The 21,418-nt window shown below is 34.7% G+C and carries 12 protein-coding genes; 1 reads left to right on the top strand and 11 read right to left on the bottom strand.

The window, feature by feature from the left end:
* Positions 1 to 928 precede the first annotated feature (928 nt).
* Positions 929 to 1,288, top strand: a complete 360-nt coding sequence (locus tag RB619_RS13010; RefSeq protein WP_308098068.1) for a hypothetical protein — start codon at positions 929 to 931, stop codon at positions 1,286 to 1,288.
* A gap of 19 nt (positions 1,289 to 1,307) precedes the next feature.
* Here the strand turns inward: RB619_RS13010 and RB619_RS13015 are convergent, their stop codons facing one another.
* From RB619_RS13015 to RB619_RS13065, 11 genes are all read right to left on the bottom strand, one after another.
* Entirely contained in the window at positions 1,308 to 2,063 is a 756-nt protein-coding gene (locus RB619_RS13015) for a LuxR C-terminal-related transcriptional regulator (protein WP_308098069.1), read from the bottom strand.
* 134 nt (positions 2,064 to 2,197) lie between these two features.
* Positions 2,198 to 3,556 carry a serine hydrolase gene (locus tag RB619_RS13020; RefSeq protein WP_308098070.1) on the bottom strand — a complete coding sequence of 453 codons (1,359 nt, stop codon included), beginning with the start codon at positions 3,554 to 3,556 and terminating at the stop codon, positions 2,198 to 2,200.
* A 66-nt stretch (positions 3,557 to 3,622) separates the two neighbouring features.
* On the bottom strand, positions 3,623 to 5,635 hold the full coding sequence (locus RB619_RS13025; protein WP_308098071.1) for a DUF2264 domain-containing protein: 2,013 nt from the start codon (positions 5,633 to 5,635) through the stop codon (positions 3,623 to 3,625).
* A 1-nt stretch (position 5,636) separates the two neighbouring features.
* The gene (locus RB619_RS13030; protein ID WP_308098072.1) at positions 5,637 to 6,665 is read right to left on the bottom strand and encodes a glycoside hydrolase family 43 protein; all 1,029 of its coding nucleotides are present in this window, start codon (positions 6,663 to 6,665) and stop codon (positions 5,637 to 5,639) included.
* 77 nt (positions 6,666 to 6,742) lie between these two features.
* Positions 6,743 to 7,870, bottom strand: a complete 1,128-nt coding sequence (locus tag RB619_RS13035; protein ID WP_308098073.1) for a glycoside hydrolase family 43 protein — start codon at positions 7,868 to 7,870, stop codon at positions 6,743 to 6,745.
* A gap of 3 nt (positions 7,871 to 7,873) precedes the next feature.
* Positions 7,874 to 8,728 (bottom strand): glycoside hydrolase family 16 protein, encoded by an 855-nt coding sequence (locus tag RB619_RS13040; RefSeq protein WP_308098075.1) that lies wholly within the window; start codon positions 8,726 to 8,728, stop codon positions 7,874 to 7,876.
* 282 nt (positions 8,729 to 9,010) lie between these two features.
* A complete protein-coding gene (locus tag RB619_RS13045) occupies positions 9,011 to 10,996 on the bottom strand; it encodes a RagB/SusD family nutrient uptake outer membrane protein (RefSeq protein ID WP_308098077.1) in 1,986 nt (661 codons plus the stop codon).
* 14 nt (positions 10,997 to 11,010) lie between these two features.
* Positions 11,011 to 14,343: a SusC/RagA family TonB-linked outer membrane protein gene (locus tag RB619_RS13050; protein WP_308098079.1), complete on the bottom strand. Its 3,333-nt coding sequence runs from the start codon at positions 14,341 to 14,343 to the stop codon at positions 11,011 to 11,013.
* Positions 14,344 to 14,800: 457 nt separating this feature from the next.
* Positions 14,801 to 15,955: a glycoside hydrolase family 88 protein gene (locus tag RB619_RS13055; RefSeq protein WP_308098081.1), complete on the bottom strand. Its 1,155-nt coding sequence runs from the start codon at positions 15,953 to 15,955 to the stop codon at positions 14,801 to 14,803.
* Positions 15,956 to 15,980: 25 nt separating this feature from the next.
* Entirely contained in the window at positions 15,981 to 17,288 is a 1,308-nt protein-coding gene (locus RB619_RS13060; RefSeq protein ID WP_308098083.1) for a DUF2264 domain-containing protein, read from the bottom strand.
* The gene (locus tag RB619_RS13065) at positions 17,263 to 21,354 is read right to left on the bottom strand and encodes a two-component regulator propeller domain-containing protein (protein WP_308098085.1); all 4,092 of its coding nucleotides are present in this window, start codon (positions 21,352 to 21,354) and stop codon (positions 17,263 to 17,265) included. The genes RB619_RS13060 and RB619_RS13065 overlap by 26 nt, the downstream gene beginning before the upstream one ends.
* Between the last annotated feature and the right edge of the window lie 64 nt (positions 21,355 to 21,418).

A 21,418-nucleotide genomic window follows, 5' to 3' on the forward strand; every position in this document is an offset into this window, starting at 1 on the left:
AATTTTTCTCAGTTTGATTCCGTATTCCTTGCCAGTGTTTCAGTGAACGTCTTTCGTTGTTGCGGGTGCAAAAGTAGCACCTTTATCCAGTTATACAAGCTTTTTTATCCTCTTTTTTTGATCTTTTTTCCATCTTTTTCCTAACTCGCTGATAACCGTTTCTTTACAATAAAGGCTTTTTTGCCTGTTCGTGGCTTTTTTCTGAGTTTCGTTATGATTTCCTTGTTTTTCGGCGCTTTCAGCATGCCGGTTTTGCAGAGTTTTTATTCTTTGAAGCTACTTTTTGAAGATAAATCAAGGTCCGAAGCTTGTTTTCAAAGCGCTTTTTAGTCTCGCAGAGGCGCAAAGGCGCAGAGTTTTTCTGCTTTTCGCTCTCTTTTCTTCCAAAATCATCTTTATTCCACATCATCTCTTTCTGGAAACCGGCCCCATAGCCCCGATAGGAGCGGAAATCCTTTTGTGCCGGGGTTCGGCACAAAAGATTGCAGCGGATAGCGGGATCAGCTCCTGATTAAAAACAAACTCCTAATCTCGAAATTCAAAATTCCTATCAAAAAATCTTCTTCCTTCCCGAATCTTACGGATCGGGACACTCGACCTGGCATCTTATACATATATATATAGGAGAATTGAATTCTCCGAAGCGTCTGCGTTACACAGGAGACGCACTGCTGTGCGCCTCTACGGAAAATTGGAATGTAAATCTTACCCTATACATATATGTATAAAAGCAAACCCGACAGGTTGTGGAAACCTATCGGGTTTGCTTGAGTATAATCTACTTATATTATATATGTATCGTTTAAACTTTCTATTACTCCTTTGTGAAGCTATTATTTATATCTTTAATATATTTGCTTCAATAAATTGTTTTATAAGAACCAAGAAATTCATTATTCTTTGTTTCTTAAATTGTACCTAATATATAATGACCACACAAGATTTAATAGGCAAATATGCTATTTCTGGAAGCAACCAAGAAGAAAACAACGTAATCAGCTATAAAGGGATTTTGACTCTATCCTTAGATAAGAACAACCGAATTATTGCAAACTGGCTTATTAACGATACTCAAAAGCAAAAAGGCACCGGTTTCTTTAAGGACAATATTCTAGTAATTAATTTTAGCTATAAGGGTGATGATCATAAAATTTATAAAGGAGTTGTCGTATACCGCTGTATTACCAAAGATTTTCTTGATGGATTTTGGTCTGAAAAACATGGCAATCCTCTATATCTTGGAACAGAACAATGTTTACGATTGGAAAGTACCGAAGCACTCAACTAAATAAACATTTTATTAAAAACTAAATCACCCCTTGAAGTATGCAGTTTTTAATAAGTTCTGCGGTGTTTTTAGAATTGGATTTTGTCAATATATTATTGCGGTGTTTTTTTACTGTCAAAGGGCTTATGAAAAGTTTTTCAGCAATTTCAGTATTATTTAAACCATTTCCGATCAACTTAATAATGTCAATTTCTCTTTTAGAAAATTCCGTGGATTCATTATTAATTTCGTCAAGACTCAAATTCATAAAAGAGGGTTCGCCATTTAAGCCTATAAGAGATATTTTATAAGTATTAAAACTGCTCAAATGATCAATTCGTGTGTGAATGTTTAACGATTTTCCATAACCACCATTATCATCCATGGTCAACATTAATGCTTGATGGTTAAATAAAGCGTATTCCCCACTTTCCATACGGCATCTGTGACTGTAACTAATCTTATAAGTTAAAAGCTTTTCGCGCCCAATGTTTTCATAAAAGAATTTGGTCAAAAAGGCTTCTGCTTTTATTACAAACTCAATATCTTCAGGATGAATTGCTCCCAATACATCATTAAAAGTTATAGTTTCTGGATCAAACCCATGCATTGTAAACAAGGAAGGACTGATGTGTGAAAGCGACATATCGAAAAAATCAATTATGTAGAACGAAAATGGTCCTGTACTGATAATTGAATTCGTAAGATCATCAAATGAAATTTGATGCTGATTAGTACTTTTAACAGTACGATTGGTTTCCCATACATCGTGAAGGCTTTGGATCTCAGAAAGCATAAATAATTTACTTTAAACGTTTGTTAAAACAAATAAACATAAAAAATTTGAATTGAATATACTTACTCAATTAAAGTTAAGTTACATTTAAATTGCTTTAAATATTACCCTACAGATTTTTTTATGCAATGTGTTTATTGATTTTTTTTCCATTCAAAATTCCCATTTTGACTTACATTAAATTTTGTAACCTTCCCATTTTCCTTTATAAATTCGCATTCTGCACCTAGAATATTCTTAAACTGGAATTTAGTATCAGATTGAAAAATTAAAGGAACTGTTCCTTGTCCTGAAATTTCAGCAATTAAATGCTCATTTTCTCTTTTGATTGTTATTGTTCTTTTAGTATTTATCGATAATGTATAAGTACCTATATATTCATTTAGTAAGGCGACATCTACTTTTACTTCATTTTGAAATGTTTTTCCCAATGCAAGACTGGCAATATCAACTGATAATTCGTCCTTCGGAGCACATTCGCAATTAAACAATGCGGCAACAAACACGTCCTCTTCGGGGTAATATATTTCATTAGTTAGAAAACCTGTTATGGCGCCGCCATGCTCTATGGATTTTATTCCATTTAGATTTTTTAGTATCCAGCCATATCCATATTCTGTTACGCTTCCATCTTTTAACTTAAAAGGTACAAATGCTTTCTCTAGAGTTTCTTTTTTGAGGATTTTATAAGAATACAACCCAATGTTCCATTTAAATAAATCTTCAACATTTGAAATTAATTCACCTGCAGCATATGCAATAGTCATGCTCCAGTAATCAGCGTTTTTAAATGTTGTGCCTTCTTTTCGGTATCCATTAACTCGGTTTGGGATAAGATTATTCGAAGTGTCAAAATAGACATGATTTAAATCTAATGGTTTTAAGATATTTTCCTGCACATATGTTTTATAACTTTTACCTGATGCTTTTTCAATAATATATCCCAACAGAAAATAGCCCGAATTACTGTATTTATATTTAGTTCCAGGCTCAAACTCTAATGGAACATTTTTAAAGAGATTTATAATTTCCGTAGGATTAAAGTCTCTCCTTTCTAAATTAGGTTCCTGATAATCAATCTGCATATAATCTTTTATTCCAGAGGTATGAGTCAGGAGATTTTCAATAGTTATCGTTTTGGACTTTGATGGAAAATCAGCAACAAATTTCTGCAGGCTGTCTTGTAAAGAAATTTTACCTTGCTCTACTAATTGCAAAATTGCAACAGCTGTAAATTGTTTTGTAATAGACCCCAGCTTAAAAACCATTTCAGGAGTAATAGGTACATTTAATTCTAGGTTTGCGCTTCCAAATGCTTTTTTATAAACGATTTTTCCCTTTTTTGCAACCAATACTTCGCAACCAGGTTCCAATTTGCTGAATTTCGAAGAAAGCAGTTCATCTAATTTTTTTTCTAATTGTTTATCTTGTGCAGATTGCCCATAAGTACTAACCAAACATAAAAGGCTGAGAAGAAAATATAATTTATTCATCTGTCAATTAATTAGATATTATGAAATGGGTTAAGATAATCTGATTGTATTCAATACCCTATTTGGCTATTTTTCATTAAAATTAACCAATTTCTTTGTTCCATTATTAAACTCTACACTAACAGTTCCGTTTTTTTCTTGAATTTTTACAGGAACTAACTCTTTATTCTTCCATTTTTCGCCTGACTTCTTCCAAAGCATCAAAACTGAAAAAATATTAGAGTTTTTTGTTTCACAATTAGCAACAACATTAATCACTGTACTTTCACTGCTTTCTGGATGCAATCCTTTAGCCTTTACAATTTCAGTCTTATTCCATCCTAAAAGTGGAATTACTGCAAGCTGGTATTTTCCGTTATCAATAATGGTAACCTCGTATCCTTCGACTTTCTTTTTAGTTGTAATAATTTCTTTGTCTAATTTTGGAAGCGCATAATGACCTAAACGCATTGAAACTGGTTTATCGCTATTATTTTTATCCACTCTCAAAATTCCGTTAGGTAAAGGAATGTCGGTCAAGTCGAACTGTATGCTTTCATCTGTTTCTAAAACAGCATTTCTATAATAAATGTTGTTTTCAAATTTTTTAAAAGTGTATAATCTAAAAGCTTCCCATTGATCCTTTTTATTTTTGATTACATAGTTCATGGCAACTTCACCATTTTCGCCATCGGCTTGCCATGGAAAAGCGCTGTTATAAGATAATCTGTTATAGTTTTCTGTTGATCTAAATTTTTGCCAGTCGCTACTTACCTTTTCATGGCACCACGCTCTAACTTCTGAAGCACCAATATTAGGATAATCTGTAATTAAGATTTTTGAGTCTCCTTGATACTTATTGTAAACCTCGTTTTTTTTGAATTTTTTTTCCCAATCTCCGTTGTTTTCCTTGCTTTTCCAAAACGGATTATCATCAGGAACTAGTAAACCCAAAAAGATTTTCCCCATCCAATATACACTTCCGCGACAGCTGTAATTTTGAACTGCTGGCTCGAAAGCACCATAAAACCCAAGCGTAGGCACATTGTCTTTCATAAAATCAGGATGCGTTAAAAATTGTTTTATTACACCCGATGAAATTCTGCGCATCCATCCGTAATTTGTATTTGGATCGTTTTGAAATCCCATTAAAGGAAAAGGAACTACGGCACCTGTTCTATAACTGATGCTTCTTCCCCACATAATCATTTCACCATCTTTGCTGAATAAATATGGATAATTGTCTTTTAGATCACTAAAATTGGATGCAAACTTAGATGCATATTCAGGATAATGTTTTCTTCCGAAGAACTCTGACCAGATTGTTCCATACATCTGAAAAGCCCACATACTGTAATAATCAAAAGCCGGAGCGTCATTGTACCAACCATTGCCTCGATAATGTTTGAGTGATTTTTCTAAATACTCAACAAGCAATTTTTCATTGACCTCATAACCTTGTTCTTTATAAAAACTTAAGACAAAAATGTTGAAAAATTTCCAGTTTGAATCAACTGTTGGACCGTCGCCGTAACTCAACATTATTTTGGCTAGATCGTCTTTCTGTTTTTGCGGAAGCGGTTTCCATAAAACATCTGGATTTGTCATTAATGAAAGTGCCAAAGCTCCAAATTCGACTAATTTTTGGCTTGGACCTCCATTTTTCCCTCGTGGTTCAATATATGATGAACTTTTTGGATCAGTTAATTTTCCGATTTGATAACGATAATAATCGGCAACTTTAATGTTGTTGATTACTAAATTTGGATTTTCTTTTAATAAAGGTGAAGCAATAAATAAAGTTCTGCAAAGACCTTCTAATTTTTCTGTTGGAACCTGAGATTCATTTGCTGGATAACTTTTTCCTTCCTGTTTTGGGAATTTCATCGGATCATCAATTGAATGAACATAGCTGAATGCACCTTCTAATAAATAAAGTGCTGCATCTTTCCAATGTTGTTTTGTCATTCCTGTATAAGGACTTGTATTAAAATCAGGATTTTTTATCTGAAATATATTCTCAGTATTTTCTTTTTGTTGTGAAAATAACAATTGCCCGAAAATAACAGCCAAAAACAAGAATGTTCTTAATTTATTCATTTTAAAAATTTTGTAATTCTTTTAATACTACTAACTTATCTCCAGATAAATCAACCTCAAAAAATTTCGGAATCCTAACTGTTTTTCCTTCCACTTTTTTATGACTATGAACCGACATCAACCATTTGCCTTCAAATGTTTTAAATAGCATGCCATGACCAAAGTTTGGCGGCGTGATAGGATCTTTTTCCTGAATCCACGGACCATCTAAAGTGCCACTTTTAGAATATGCTACCCCTTGAGTATAAACATCATAAATCCAGCTCGTCCAAATCATTCCTAAACGTCCTGAACCAGTTGTAAACAAATATGGGCCATCTGTAACTTTATTTGGTTTGTCATTTCCTTTTGCGTCTTTTTCTCTGCTCCAAGGTGAATCGCTTGCTTTAAAAAGCAATTTTCCCTCTCCTATTGATCCGCTTAAATCTGGTTTAAGCTCAATTTTTTCAATAGTTCCATTGCCGTTTTGCAACCATTCATAACAATAGATCATATACGGTTTTTCATTTTTATCAACCCAAAATGTACCGTCTAAAGTTGGTTTATTGGGAGGCAAATAAATATCATCTTTCATTGGCACGTATGGACCTTCAGCATTATCGCTGACCAAAATATGACTTGCGCGACGCTCAATAGTATTACCGTCAACTTTGTCTATTATTTTATCTCTATTTGTAAAAGTGGCGAAGTAGTAATATTTATTTTTAAACTGATGAAATTCTGCGGCCCAAATCATTGGGTTTGATCCCATCCAAGAATTTGGGTCTGTTTTGGCAATTTCATAAGGACCGCTCCATAATTTTAAATCTTTGCTTTTCCAAAGTAATCCACCTGTACCCGTCATGTAATACATATTGGTTTTCTTATCTGCTAAAATAGCTGGGTCGCTCAATCGAATTGAGTCTAATGGAACAGCTTCTTTTATTGTTCTCTTTTTTTGAGCATGCGCCGTTGAAAAATATAAAAAGCATATAACCATAGAAAAGACAAGACGTGATTTCTGTTTAAAATAATTTTGCTGTGTTTTCATTTTCCTGATCTTTTAAATAATATACTTATTTAGAAACTTCTAATTTATCAATTTACAGATGTTTACAACTATTTATTTTATTGCTTTTCTGCAAAAGAGTTCAAATTCCATTTATCAGCCCATTCCAAAATGGGTTTTTCGTTGGAAATTTTTATTGGCAACCAAATATATCCTCCGTCAATAGGGTTTTCAGGTTTCCAGCGATCTGCCATAAAAATGAATTGCTCCTTTTTTCCAGAAACAGGAAGAATATACGTGCTTTGCGAATGAAAAGTAAGTTCCGAATCCTTACCCACACATGGATTTCCTAAAGATTTCCATGGTCCTAAAACTGATTTAGACGAAAAAGATCGAGCCTCATTTGGATCCCAGCCCGTACATCCAGAAGTTATCATATAATAAATGCCTTCTTTTTTAAAAATAGCAGGCGCTTCATTATGGCCAGCAGGCGCCATTCGGGTCCATTTTTCGGTAAAATCTAAATAGTCATCTGTAAGTTCTGAAATATGAAGCGTCAAATTATCTTCAGAAGAATGAATCAGATATGCTTTTTCATCATCATCAACATAAACTGTCATGTCTCTGGACATTTGACCTTTATTAAAATCTCGGCGAACAAGCAGACCATTGTTGATAGCTGTCAACCATTCAGGACTCCATGATTTTAACTGATTTTCATTGGCAGAAGCAATTTTGAATTCCTCTTTATAACCCATTGGCCAAACCCTTTTATTTGGACGATAGGATTTTAGAAATTTGAAAGGGCCTTTTGGGTTGTCACTTACAGCAACGGCCGCTTTTGCCGCATTATAACCCTGGCCTTTTAGTTCTAAGTGAAACCACATTATATACTTGCCCGATTTTTTATTGAAAATAACTTTTGGACGTTCCATTACGCATCCTTTTGTTATTTCAGAATTTGGGTCGCTTTCTATTTTTAATACAATTCCCTCATTTTTCCAATTGTATAAATCTTTAGAAGAATAACAACTGAAACCAATTAAAGATGTATTTCCAGACTTTCCACTTGTTTTGTATTCGCCATACCAATAATAAGTTCCAGCATCAAATAAAATTCCGCCACCGTGTGCGTTTATGTGAACGCCATCAGTATCTTTCCATTCTTTTCCTGGCGCAAATTCTTTATTTTGACTGAACATTATAATGCTGATTAAACTTATAATGATTGAATATTGTAATCTCATTTTTTAATTATTTTTTTGATAAACCCTGATATAATCTATTATGTATTTTGACGGAAAACTGTTTTCTGTTAGCTCCCCTCCATTTATGCCGCCAACAGCCAGATTGACCAATAAATAATGCGGCTGTTGAAACGGAAGTGTTTTTTGATCTGAATATTTAGCCTCTTTCACATCAATTTCATTTAACAACTGATCGTCAACATATAATCTGATCCAGTCGGCATCCCAATCCATTCGCCAAATGTGAAATTTATCTGCCCACGAATTATCTTTAAAATCACTCAGTTTTACTGTTTGGCTGTCCCAAGCAACATCACGTTGGTTTGATTTCCAAGCGGCGTTTGCTAAAATTTTTCCGGTATAATATTCCATAATATCAATTTCTCCATTTGCGGGCCAGTTTCCTTCAATGCCCAAAGTCCAAAAGGCCGGCCACATTCCGTTTTTTACCGGAATTTTAGCCCGCATTTCGAATCGGCCATATTGCCAGGAATACTTTCCGCGAGTAATTAAACATGAAGAAGTGACTTTTATAGAATCTCTTTGTTTTTTCCAGTCATGATGATTTTTGGAAATAAAATTTGGGTTTGCTCTATTTTCTTCTCTCGCTTCAATAATCAAAAATCCATCTTTGCAGTAGGCATTTTCTTTTTGATACCATTGGTTTTCTTCATTTCTCACAAAACCCGATTCGTAATTCCAATTCTTTTCATTTGGAACTCCGTTTTTCGAAAATTCATCACTCCAAACTAATTTGTATTCTTTATCTCTAAGCGCTTTTTCTGCATTTGAAACAAATCCAGAAATCACTGTCAGAACAGCAATTACAAGCACAAACCTTAAAAGGTAAAATTTCATTTCTTATTTTTTTTAATTGAAAAAGCGACGTTTAAATTTTGCTTGATTTATTCCAATAAAAAGCTCTGACATTATCTCTATTGATGAAATAATGCGTTACAAATAAATATTAAATCTATTATTTGGAAATAAATCAGCAGTAGCAAATTGCTTAAAAAGCAGATTGCTGATTATATAAACTTTGGCAATACTAATAAACAATACCTCTGCTGCATTTACAGCAGAGATATTATTTAAGTCCAAAACATGACAACCTAATCTAAATAGGTAAAAAACATTTTTTTAAAGCTGACTTTCATTTGCAACAGCATCTTGCCATTTATCCCAAACCTTAACATTAGGATCATAGCCATCATAACCGTAGTTCTGACTCAATTTACCTTTAATATTTGCCGTTATAGCACTGTTTGGAATTGGCCAGTAGTTATTACGTTTATCCATCGTATAAAACTTAGTACCATTTGGAACCACAATTCCGCTTGGGTATTTGTTATATAACGTGTAATGCGCAATACGTTGATACCAATAACTACCACCCGCTGCATCAGTTCCCGATTGTTTATCCCAATTGGCTTTATTGTAAGTCTGACCCCATTCGTCTGGTTTTCCACTCAGTGCTAAACAGTGCGAAATACGTTTTAACTCGACATTTCTCCATTCTTCCAAATAAAGTTCTCTTCCTCTTTCTGCGCAAATATCACCAATCGTTACTGTACCATACATTTGTGATGCGCCTGCTCTAGCTCTAACTGCATTTACATCCTGCGCTGCTCCACCAACATTACCTTGATAAAAACGTGCTTCGGCTCTTAATAAATAAGTTTCAGCCAAACGATATAAGTACCAATGTGCTTTACTTCCAGTACTAGCGCCTTGGAAATCAGTAGCATTTGGATTTGTTTCATTTACAACATCATGCAGATATATTTTATATAACGGAAAATCAAACCATTCACGCAGCGTATCTTTTGACAATAAAGTGGTGCCATTTCTTAATCTAAAATTTTGACCATAAAATGTAGAAGTTCTATCACTATATTTAAGATCTTCCATATTTACCCAGTTACCTACTGTGCTGTTATGTCTAAGATCTTGTTTGTCTTCAACACCATTTACAACCCACATAGGATGTTGTGAATAGTAAGAAGCACTAATTGTAGCAATACCACGCCCAAGCGCTCTTGCGTAATCGTATTTAGCTTGATAATTTGCAGTGTTGTTTGAGGCAAAACGATTTGCTGCTTGTTTTCCATCTGGAGTTGTAACAGTTGCAGAATTCCAGTTAGGTCCAAAAATTCTCATTGAAGCGAATGGCAAAAATGACTGTACTCCACCATTTGGCATTACCATAATAGCTTCTCTATTACCTGCAATAACCTTATTTTCAGGTCGGTGTAAATCCCAGATCACATTTCTATTAATTGTCCATGTTGTCGGATTTCCACCCGGATCAAAAGTTCCAAAACTAGCTTGCATTAAAGAATAGCCAGATGAATTAATCAGTATATCTGCCTGATTTTCTGCATCTTTAAATCTGCCTGAAGCCAAGTAACATTTAATCAATAACTGACGGCATGCTCCTTTGTTCACCACGCCTAAATAAGGCAATTTTGCTTGATCTGGCACCCACTCTACAGCTTTTTCCATATCGGCTGTAATCATTTCAATAATGGCTTCTTTTTTAGTAGAATAATAACTCTGCTTCGGAACTTCTAAAATTTTTGTAATCAACGGAATGTCTCCAAATTGATAAACCAAATTAAGATAACGATAAGCTCTATGGAAATAAGCCTGACCAATATATTTACGTTTAACTTCTTCTGTTAAACTTGTCACATTATCAATATAAGTCAATACAGTATTAGCATGTTTAATACCTGTGTAAGCTTCATCCCAGTAAAATCCCAGGTAAAAATCATCATTTGTTGCTGTTTTAAAACTTCCCGTTGGAACTATCGTATTAGCAAAATCAGAAATCGTACTGCTATTATCTGTTTTTCCATATTTTGCCATATCCGAGAAAACATATTCTGTTCCAATAGGCACACTGTTGCTTGCACTATTATAGTGAATGTAGTTGTTACGAAGTTGTTTATCGGCACTTGCTAAAACCGCCTGCAATCCAGATTCAGTACTAAATGTAGTTTCTGGTTCGTAAAACGAAAGCGGATCTGGCTCCAGAAAATCCTCTGAACAAGAAACCAAAAGAGCGGAAGCCACTACTAAAGGCGCAAGGATTGAAATTTTATTTTTTATATATTTTTTCATTGTTGAATAATTTTTTAAAGTGAAACGTTAAATCCTAAATTAAACATTCGCGTTGCAAGCCCACCTGTTTCCGGATCACCATAATATTTCCATTCACCAGAAGCTGACCATGTTGCAGCGTTCTGAACAGAAGCATAAATTTTGAAATTTCTCACATGCAAACGATCAATAAGATCTTTGGGAAGTGAGTAAGCCAACGAAATATTGTCTAAACGAATGAAACTGCGATCGTATAATTTTGCTACTCCAGCTCCCGCAGGTCCTCTGGCGTCAAGACGCGCCCAGTCATTCGTTGGATTGTCAATTGTCCAATATGGATTTACAAATGGATTGTAGTTGTTTGTATACAAACTTCCATCATTATAATTATTCATATAACGTCCATCAAGTGATTTGTGTCCCATGTACGAATACATATTGATTGCCAAATTCCAATTTTTGTAAATTTTGAATTCGTTGCGCAACGACCAGTTGATTGGAGGCGCTGTTTGTCCTAAAAACTGTTTGTCTTTTTCATTATAAGTTGGTTTTCCATTAACATCATCAGCAGTGTAGCTATTTTCAACTTTTGGGTCACCAGGACGTTGTCCGTATTTTGCAGCTTCTACAGCTTCATCTTTCTGCCAAATTCCGATTACTTTATAATCCCAGATTTGAGAAATCGGTCTTCCAATAAACCAACCATTTGTTTTGTCATCAGCTTCTTTGGTGTCAACGACATTTCCATTGGCATCTTTAACATCTTCCATGTTGCCATACAATCTTTTAATAATATTCTTGTTGTATGAAAAAGCGACCATCGTCGTCCATTCAAAGTTTGGTTTCTTGATGTTTAAAGTAGTAAGGCTTATTTCAATACCTTTGTTTTCAACCTCTCCAAGATTAGTTGCAATTGATGAAAACCCAGTAAACACAGGCAAACGCTGGCTCATGATCATATCATTCGTAACCGATCTGTAAACATCGATTGTACTTGTAATTCGGTCATTTAAGAAACCTAAATCAAGACCAATATTTGTTGCTGTTGTTTTTTCCCATTGCAAATTAGGATTTGCCATACGGTCGATTCCCAGATATTTCATATCAACAATATTTCCTGAAGCATCAAGATATCCCATTGTCGCTCCCGTACCAGAACTTAAGTTTGCTAAAGCCAAGTATGGATCTGCAAGCGATCTGTTTCCATTTTTACCCCATGACAAACGTAATTTACCAGTACTTAGTGGTTCCCATTTAAACCAGCTTTCTTTATTAAAGCTCCATCCTAATGCTACAGAAGGAAACGTTGCGTAAGGATAAGAAGCACCAAATGCCGAATATCCATCACGACGTACCGTTCCTGTTATCATGTAACGATTGTCATAAGAATAGAAAAGCCTTCCCATTAATGCATCTGCTGTTTGGTGTGTATCTGTAGATGTAAACGTACTATTTGCTAGTGTTGCATTAGCAATATTGTGATATCCTAAGGCATCTGAAGGCTGAATATTATTTGCATCAATACGATCTGACCATGTTTTTAGATCTTCGGCTTCTTGAACAAAAGTTGCTATAATATGGTGTTTTCCATTAAATGTGTGATCCCACGCTACTGTATTGTTTATGTTCCAAGTGAATTTTTTACCGTTTTCTCTATCTACTCCTATATTAGCAGCACTCCAGTTTTTATTCCCAGCCGACTGAAAATAGCGGTTGTAAAAAAATTCATAACGCGGTGAAGCATTAAATGAATACGTAATATCGAAAGGCAACGTTACTTTTGTATTAAAAATGGTATTCAGTACAGTATACCCTCTATCAAGGTCCATATACTGGCGATCATAGTAATAATTGTATCCACCTATTGTTGGTCCCATTGGCTGTCTAGCATAATCGCCATTTGCTTCTTTAAAATTAGCAAACGGGCTGTTTCTTAACATATTTGCATCCCAATAATTTGTTCCTGTACCTACAGAAATATCTCCATCTGAACGATCTTGAAAATTTACGTTTGCTCCAAATTCAAGCCAATCTGTAATTTTAGCATCCACTTTCATATTGGCACGAACTGAAGTATAATCATTACCTTGAATAGCTCCCTCTGAAGATAAATAACCCAAAGACATGTAGTAATTTACTTTGTCACTTGCTCCAGAAACACTTAAATTATTATCGCGATTGATTCCAGTTCTAAAAGTACTGTCATACCAATCGTGCGTTTTTCCATCTGTAAAATTCTTCAAAAGCGTAGCATCAGTAATACCTAAACGAAGTCCCCAAACTTCATTTAAACTTTTTCCTGCTATTTGAGCTGCTGGTTGATACGCTAACCATTGCGCCTCAGTAATACCGTACTGACTTAATTGACTAGGATTTGTGTAATAGCCAGGTTTTCCTGCTGCAGTTCCTGTAACCCACGCCTCATAATTTCCAGTTGCAGTATTTGTACCATAGGTTTTAGCAGTTTCCCAATCTTCACGATATTTTACATATCCTTCTGGAGAATACACATTACGATAAGCACTTTCATTTACAATTGTCATGTTTGTAGTCAAATTAATAATAGGCTTACCTGTTTTTCCTTTTTTAGTTGAAATAACGATAACTCCCGCCGCCGCTTTTGATCCATAAACAGCTGTTGCCGATGCATCTTTTAAAACATCAATCTGACCAACATCATCCGGATTAATTTCTGAAAGCTCACCGTAGAACTGCATTCCGTCTAAAATAATAAGCGGTGAATTATGACCCGCACCATCAGGATTGTATACAGAAGTTTGCCCACGAATCTGCAAAGATCCTCCTCCTTTTGCAGCAGGATCATAACCTACTTTTAAACCCGGAACTCCCCTTAATAAATCTTGAACCGTCTGTGGATTTTGGTTTGCTAAAGCATCTGGTTTAACCTGAACAATTGCGCCCGTTAAATCGCTTTTTTTCATTTTACCGTATCCAACAACGACAACTTCATTTAATGAAGCAGCATCTTCTATAAGCTGAATTGTAATATTTGATTTATTTTTTACTTGAACTTCCTGAGTCACAAATCCAATATAAGAAACCACTAAAATTGCGTTTTGATCTCCCTTTAAATTAAATTTTCCGTCAAAATCTGTAATGGTACTAATCTTCGTTCCTTTAATCGAAACTGTAGCTCCTGGAAGCGGCACTCCTTTTTGGTCTTTAACTTGTCCGCTTATTCCATCTTGCTGTTCAATTTTTTCCAGCGCATTTGTTGCTGAAGGTTCACCTGCGTATACCTGTACTTGAGTTAATGAAACCAGCACACAAAAAATGGCAAGTCTCTTTTTAAAATCAAATCCAGATACATAATCAGGAGTCTTCATCTTCCTAATAAAGTTTTTCATTTTCTTGGTTGTAATTTTGGTTAAATAATTAGTTTGGTTTAAATCGAAGTTGTTATGAATTACAGCATTCGATTTGAGCTACAAATCTAACAGAACACTGCTGTTGCAGAGGGGGGATTTATGATAATAAAGAAGGGGCAAATTGGTATATGACCGCTAAAACACTAAGTTTTTAAGACATTCCTAAAAAAATCCACAGCATAAATCAAAAATTCATAAATATATATTCTCTTTTTATCGGAAGTAATATTTGAAGGAAGCACAAAATTTTATATAAATATTAGCAGATTTCATTTTTTAAAAAGCAACTTTTTTGAAGTTTAAAGGGCCCAATGTCTTTTTCTTTTTAGTTAGAATTTATCTCTTTTAAAACTTCTTTTTGTGCATTTTGACAAAAGAAAATCGGCTTAATTTCATTGAAGAAATCAAGCCGATTTAATCATTCTTTTACTGAAGATTATTTCACAAAACGATACATTTCTGAAGCTGCTAATAAAAAAGCGCCCACACCAAAATCGGCTGTAGAATTTTTATCGACCACTTGTCCCGGAATTGCTTTTTCGCCAATAGGCTGTACGTAACCCACAGTTCCATCTGTCTGAAGTGCAAAAGTGGTTAAGTAGTTCCAAGATTTTTCTGCTACTGGCAAATAAGTTTTTTTATCTAAAATTCCATTGTTGATTCCCCATAAAAAACCGTAAGTAAAAAAAGCAGTTCCGCTCGTTTCAGGTCCTGGTGCATGTTCTGGATCCAAAATACTTCTGGTCCAATAGCCGTCTTTTTGTTGCTGTGCCGCCAATGCCTGCGCCATCTCTTTAAAACGAGCGATATATTCATTTCTATGTTTGGCTGATTTTGGCAAATCCTGAATAATTTTAGCATAACCAGCAAAAATCCATCCGTCACCTCTCGCCCAAAAGTCTTTTTTGCCGTTTGCACTTTTATGTTTTGGATACACATATTTAGCATCACGGAAATATAATTTTGACTCCGAATCGTACATTATACTGTCAGCATATTGCAAATAAGAATGTAATTTTTCAAGGTACATTTCATTTCCAGTAACGTTGTACAGCTTCGTCATTACTGGCATTACCATATACAAGCCATCAACCCACCACCAATAATCATTTGCTGGAGTGCTCATTTCATACTCCATAACTTCTTTTGCGCGTGCAATTTTATTCGGATCCTTTTTTCCTGTAAAATTGTATAAATCAATATACGTCTGGAAACAAATCTGCCAATCCCCAAATAATACATGTTTGTCTGTTTCTCCGTAATTGTATTTCCATTCTGATTTATCAGTTGATTTAGCACCCATCCACTGGTTTTTCTCGGCCCAAGCCATCGAATAATCCAAATATTTTTTGTTTTTAGTTACCTTGTAAGCTTCCATATTTCCAGTATGATACGCCGAAACATGCCAAAAAGAATTTCCTTGTTCCGGATGTGTACTTTGCCAGCGGTTATTTACTTTATCGATAATGGCAACAACATCTTTTTTTGATTCTTTTATTGCAGATTGCTGTTTTACTGCGCTGCTTTTACAGCCAACAACTGCAATTGAAATAGCAGATAAAGCAATAAAAATTGATTTTTTAAAATACATAATTATAGTAAGATTAGGCGTTTAGTTATTTTGAAGCGTGGTCAATCGAGATTTCCAGACCACACCATATTTTCTTTTGTGTCCAAGGCTGATAAGCGTCAGCCCAAAACGGGTCAGAAACTGGCAGACCCAGAACTAAAAAGGCTTCTGTACACAAATACAAACTTCCGGTTGAAATATAGCCTTCGCCAATATTTTGCTGATGACCGTATAAACCAATCTGAAGCCAGCCATTTTTATCAAAAGTTCCCTTTGCATTTATCTGATTATTAATCATAAAATAAAGTGCCGAACGAACTTGAGCTGGAGCAATTTCTTTTGGCAATTCCTTCCAAAGTGCAATCTGAGAAAGCAATTGAAATGCACCAAAACGATAGGCCAACGATCTGCCAATTGGCGGATAAGTTCCTTCAGGAGAAATTAATCGTTCCTGAATTGCAGCATATCTTCTAGCTCTATTTAGTTCTATTCCAAAGTCTTTTTTGTACTCTTCACTTTTTTCTTTTAGAAGATTTAAAATATCCAATTGCATTGGGTGAATTACAAAACTGTTATAATAATCCCAGTGAAAATCAGGTCCGTCGCCATAAGTTCCGTCTCCCAAATACCATTTTTTATGTTCTGATAAAGCATAATTCAAACGGTTTGCATCTTCATCTTTATCAAATTTAATAATGGCTGCCTCGATTATTCCGGCAAAAAGAAGCCAATTGCTTTTATAGGGTTCAATTACTCTTGTTGATTTCAAAGCCTTAATCACATTTTCTTTTGTAACGGCATCAAGCGGTTCCCAAAGCTGTTTTGGCGCGCGCATCAAAGCTTGAGCAAAAAAAGCAGCATCTACCAATGGTTGTTTGTCTTTTACAAAATTCATAAAATCTGCTCCGTTTGGATCTGTTGCATTATGAATTGATTTTTGTGCCAAAGCAATATACTTTGCTCTTAATTTTCCTTCCGGAGTATTGTCTGGGCCTAATTCCAACCACGGAGCCATTCCAGAAAGTGTTCTTCCAAAAGCTTCTAAATATGTTACATGCGTTCTATCATCCCACGCTCCTGGCGATTTTTCAACTGGCATCAGCGTTTTCAACTGATTATTGCTCAAAGCAGTCAAAACTGGATCTCCAATTTTAACTAAAGAAGCCACAAAAAACTCCCTAACTTTTTCTGGAGAATCTTTTTCGGGTTTCTTTGATTGTGCTTGAACATTTAGAGCTAGCAAACAAATAAACACTGCTAAAACAGCATTTTTAAAACGATGACTCATATATTTTCTTTTATATTTTCTTTCTTCTTGCTTCTTACTTCTACGTTGATTTCCAAAAACTTTCATTCAGAATATATTTGTTATCCTTCACGTTTTGGTACTTCTTTTTAAATTCTGACGGATTCAGATTGTAAAACTGCTGGAAATGTTTTCTGAAATATTTTATATCACCAAAACCAGCAATTGAAGCCGCTTGGCTTATTTGCAAATCGGTTGTAATTAATAATGTTGCGACTTTTCGAAGACGCACATTTCGGGTAAATTCTAAAACTGATTTTCCTGTAATTTTTTTGATTTTTTTGTAAACCAAAGAATGACTCATTCCTAACTCACTTGCCAAATCTTTAATATTAAAATTATCCACATCCAAATTAGAATCAATGAGTTCGATAATTTTATCGAGCAGTTTTTTATCCTCATCAGAGAGTTTTGGTCCGGCAACATTTTTTGTAACCGAATTAAGCAGGTAATTCTGTTCACTGTCACGGCGGGTCAGGATTCCATTAATTCTCGCCAATAAATAATCGTTGTCAAATGGTTTTGTGATGTAATCATCGGCACCAACTTCGGCACCTTTCAATTTCACATCTTCAGAGGTTCCTCCCGTTAAAAGAATTACGGGAATATGTTTTAAATCGGGATCGGTTTTTATGTGTTTACAGAATGCTACGCCGTTCATTTCGCCCATTACAACATCCGAAATAATTAAATCGGGCTGTACTTTTTTGACAATACTTAAAGCCATTTCAGCATTTTCAGCCGCAGTTACATGGTATTTAGACGTTAATATTCTCTTTAAATAATTTCTGATTTGAACATTGTCATCAACAATTAAAATACTTTTTGCATCCTTAATTAAATCATGTACATTTTCTGGTTCTTCAACAGTTGGCAAAACATTTTCGCGAATTACAGTATCTTCCAAAGCTTCATCTAAAAATAAAGTTCGGTCACTTAAATCCTCACGAATTTCAATATCTCCAAAATGTTCTTTTCCAAGAAGCAGTTTCATTTCAAAAACAGAACCTCCATTTTCATTATCACGACAACTTACTTTTCCGTGATGCTGTTCTATAAACTGTTTTACGAGATACAAACCAATACCGAATCCTTTGCGGTTATTCTTGATGTTTTTACCCGACTGATAAAACAAGTTGAAAATTTTGTCTTTGTCAGCATCTACAACTCCTTCTCCGTTATCAATAACATTTATAATAATCTCATTTTCTGTGCAACGCAAATTGACAGCAACTTTTCCATTTTCTTTTTCAGTGAACTTTAAAGCATTCGAAATCAAATTAAACAAAGCCATTTCTATCTTTTCCCGATCGACATAAACCATCAAGTTTTCTTCTGAAATACTAAAACTGTAATCTATTTTTTTTGATTTAGCATGATGCACAAAACAACTGAAAACCTCTTTGCACAATTCAACAATATCAATTTGTCCTACTTTTAATTTTCCTGTTTCAGTTTCCGTTTTTCTAAAAAGAAGCAACTGATCTACTAAACTCAATAATCTTCTTGAATTGCTGTACACCATTTCAATTGCTGCGGGATCAATCTGCTGTTCAGCGCCATAAATAATATCTTTCAGCGGATTGATAATCATGGTTAATGGCGACCTGAATTCATGAGAAATATTGGTAAAAAAAGTTAGTTTTTTCTCGTTCAGTTCTTTTTCCTGTTTTGCCAAATCCTGAGAAAGTCGAACTTCGTATTTTAATCGCGCCTGTTGACGCTGATATTTATCTACTACATAAATTGCAAGAACAAGTGCCACAAAATAAAAGAAATAAGCCCAACCACTTCTGTACCAAGGAGGTAAAATTGTAATAGGCATTGAAATAGCTTTTGTATTCCAGACACCTTCCGCATTTGTTGATTTAATTTTTAGGACATAATCACCTTCTGTAATTCTAGAATAATTGGCGCTTCTGATATTATCTACATAATGCCACTGCGAATCCCATCCTTCTAAAAAATAAGCGTATGAAATTTTCTCTGGAAGGCTGTATTCCAGCGCAGCAAAATCGATATTCAACATCGATTCATCAAACGACAATTTTAATTTATCAATTCCAAATGCGCCTAAACCCGCTTGATCATAAACTTTGTTATTTACTTTAATCGAAGTGATAACCACCTTTGGAAAAGCGTGAACCTGGCTGTTGACGTTTGTATTGATAATATTAAAACCTTTAATGCCTCCAAATACGATTTCACCAGTAGAAAGTCGCAACGCCGCATTGTAATTAAACTGATTGCTCTGAAGTCCGTCAGCATCATGATAACTTGTGATTTTTCCGGTGTCAACATTATATACAAATATTCCGTTGTAAGTGCTGCACCAATAAGCGCCTTGTTTATCGCGGACAATATTTAAAATGGAGTTATTTGGAAGACCATTTCGCTGTGTCAGAAATTTTCGTTCAAAAGTTTTCGGATTAAAAAGCATCAATCCACCGCCTTCTGTCCCAACCAACATTTTTGTTTCTGAATGGGAAACTATAGAACGAACAGGATACTTTACATCAACTTCTCGTCGTTGCAATGTTTTTGGATCGAACTGAAATAACTTCGAAAAATTCCCAATCCAAAGATTGCTTTTATCTTCTGCCATCGAAATGATACCACGAATTCCGGCATCGACAAAATCAAATTGATCCGTTTTTTCATTGTAGCGATACAAACCTTCTTCGTCTGGAGAAGCAACCCACAAAACATTATTTTTACTTCGAAATAATACCCAAATATTCTTTTGAACTGCTTTGATTTTAGGATTAAAAAGATTGTATTTCTTAAAATTATGTGTCTGTGAATTAAAGAGACAAACTCCTCCTCCGTAGGTTCCAAACCAAGTTCCTTTAGCATCTTTTAAAATAACAGATACGAAATTATTGCTTAGTGAATTTGAGCTATTTGAGTTGTATGAATAATTAGTAAATGTATTCGTTTTTCTATTCCACAAACTTGCGCCCGCGCCATCTGTCCCAACCCAAAGATTTTCTGAATCTTGTTCACATAAAGAAAGAATAAAATCACTCGGAAGGGTGTTTTTTGATTTGTCGTTTTTAGAAATCGTCACAAACGGACTTTTTGTTTCTTCGATCGTATTTACGCCTCCTCTCAAAGTTCCAATCCAAACTCTGTTTTCATTGTCTAAATACAAAGATGAAATCGCATTACTGTTTAGTTTTTCGTCATCAAGACAAGCACTTAAAAGCGAAAAAGAATCTGTGTTGTATTTGTATTTTACAACTCCATTTCCGTTTGTAGCGATCCAAAGTTCATTGGCAGAAGCCTTAAACATTAAGTCAGAAATTGGATATTGAATTTCCTGATTGGTGTAAAGTTGATGCGTTTTATTTTTTATATTGTATTTTAAAAGGCCTTCCTCTGCTGCTAACCAAATATTTGAAAACTTGTCGAATAAAATACAACCACTGCCTACAGTACTCGAAAAAACAACCGAAAGTTGTTTTCCTCCAGATTCCATTGCCACTAAACCTACTCCGGCAACAGAACAATATAATTTGCCTGACGGGTCAAAATCCATTTCTTGTACGTGGAAATCCCATTGCAGTTTCCCGTTTGCCAAAAGCGGAATCTGAAAAATTTTTTCTTGTTCGCCTGTCGCATAAAGCAAACCTTTTCCAGCGGTCGCGATATACATTTTTGATTGATAATCGCGAATTTGATTGACCACAAAATCAATCTTTTCGCTTTTAGAAGTCTTGGCGTTTATGTAACTTTTTGTGATGAACTTATTTCCAAGATAATCGTAAACACTTATTCCTCCTTTTGTTCCAATCCAAATTTCATTTTGAGTACCACAAATACTTACAATTCTATTGTTTACTAAGGAATTAACGTCGTTTGGTTCGTTCCTAAAACTCAGAAAATTATAACCATCATAACGGCTGATTCCGTCATAGGTTCCAAACCACATTAAACCTCTTTTGTCTTTGTAAACTGAAGTTACAGCATTATTTGCAAGCCCATTTTTGATTCCGAGATAACCAATATCATATTTTTTTTGTCCAAATTTTGGAATAGAATTCCCTACAGTCTGTGAATTAGCTGTGAAATAAACTATAAACGCTAAAAAAAATAGAATTTTGGTTTTCAAAATTTCGGATTTGAGATTAAGTATATTTTTTTCTGAATAGTATTATTTCCTTTAAAAAATCAGA

This window comes from Flavobacterium sp. LHD-80 (assembly GCF_030929605.1).
In the GTDB taxonomy this organism is placed as follows: Bacteria; Bacteroidota; Bacteroidia; order Flavobacteriales; family Flavobacteriaceae; genus Flavobacterium.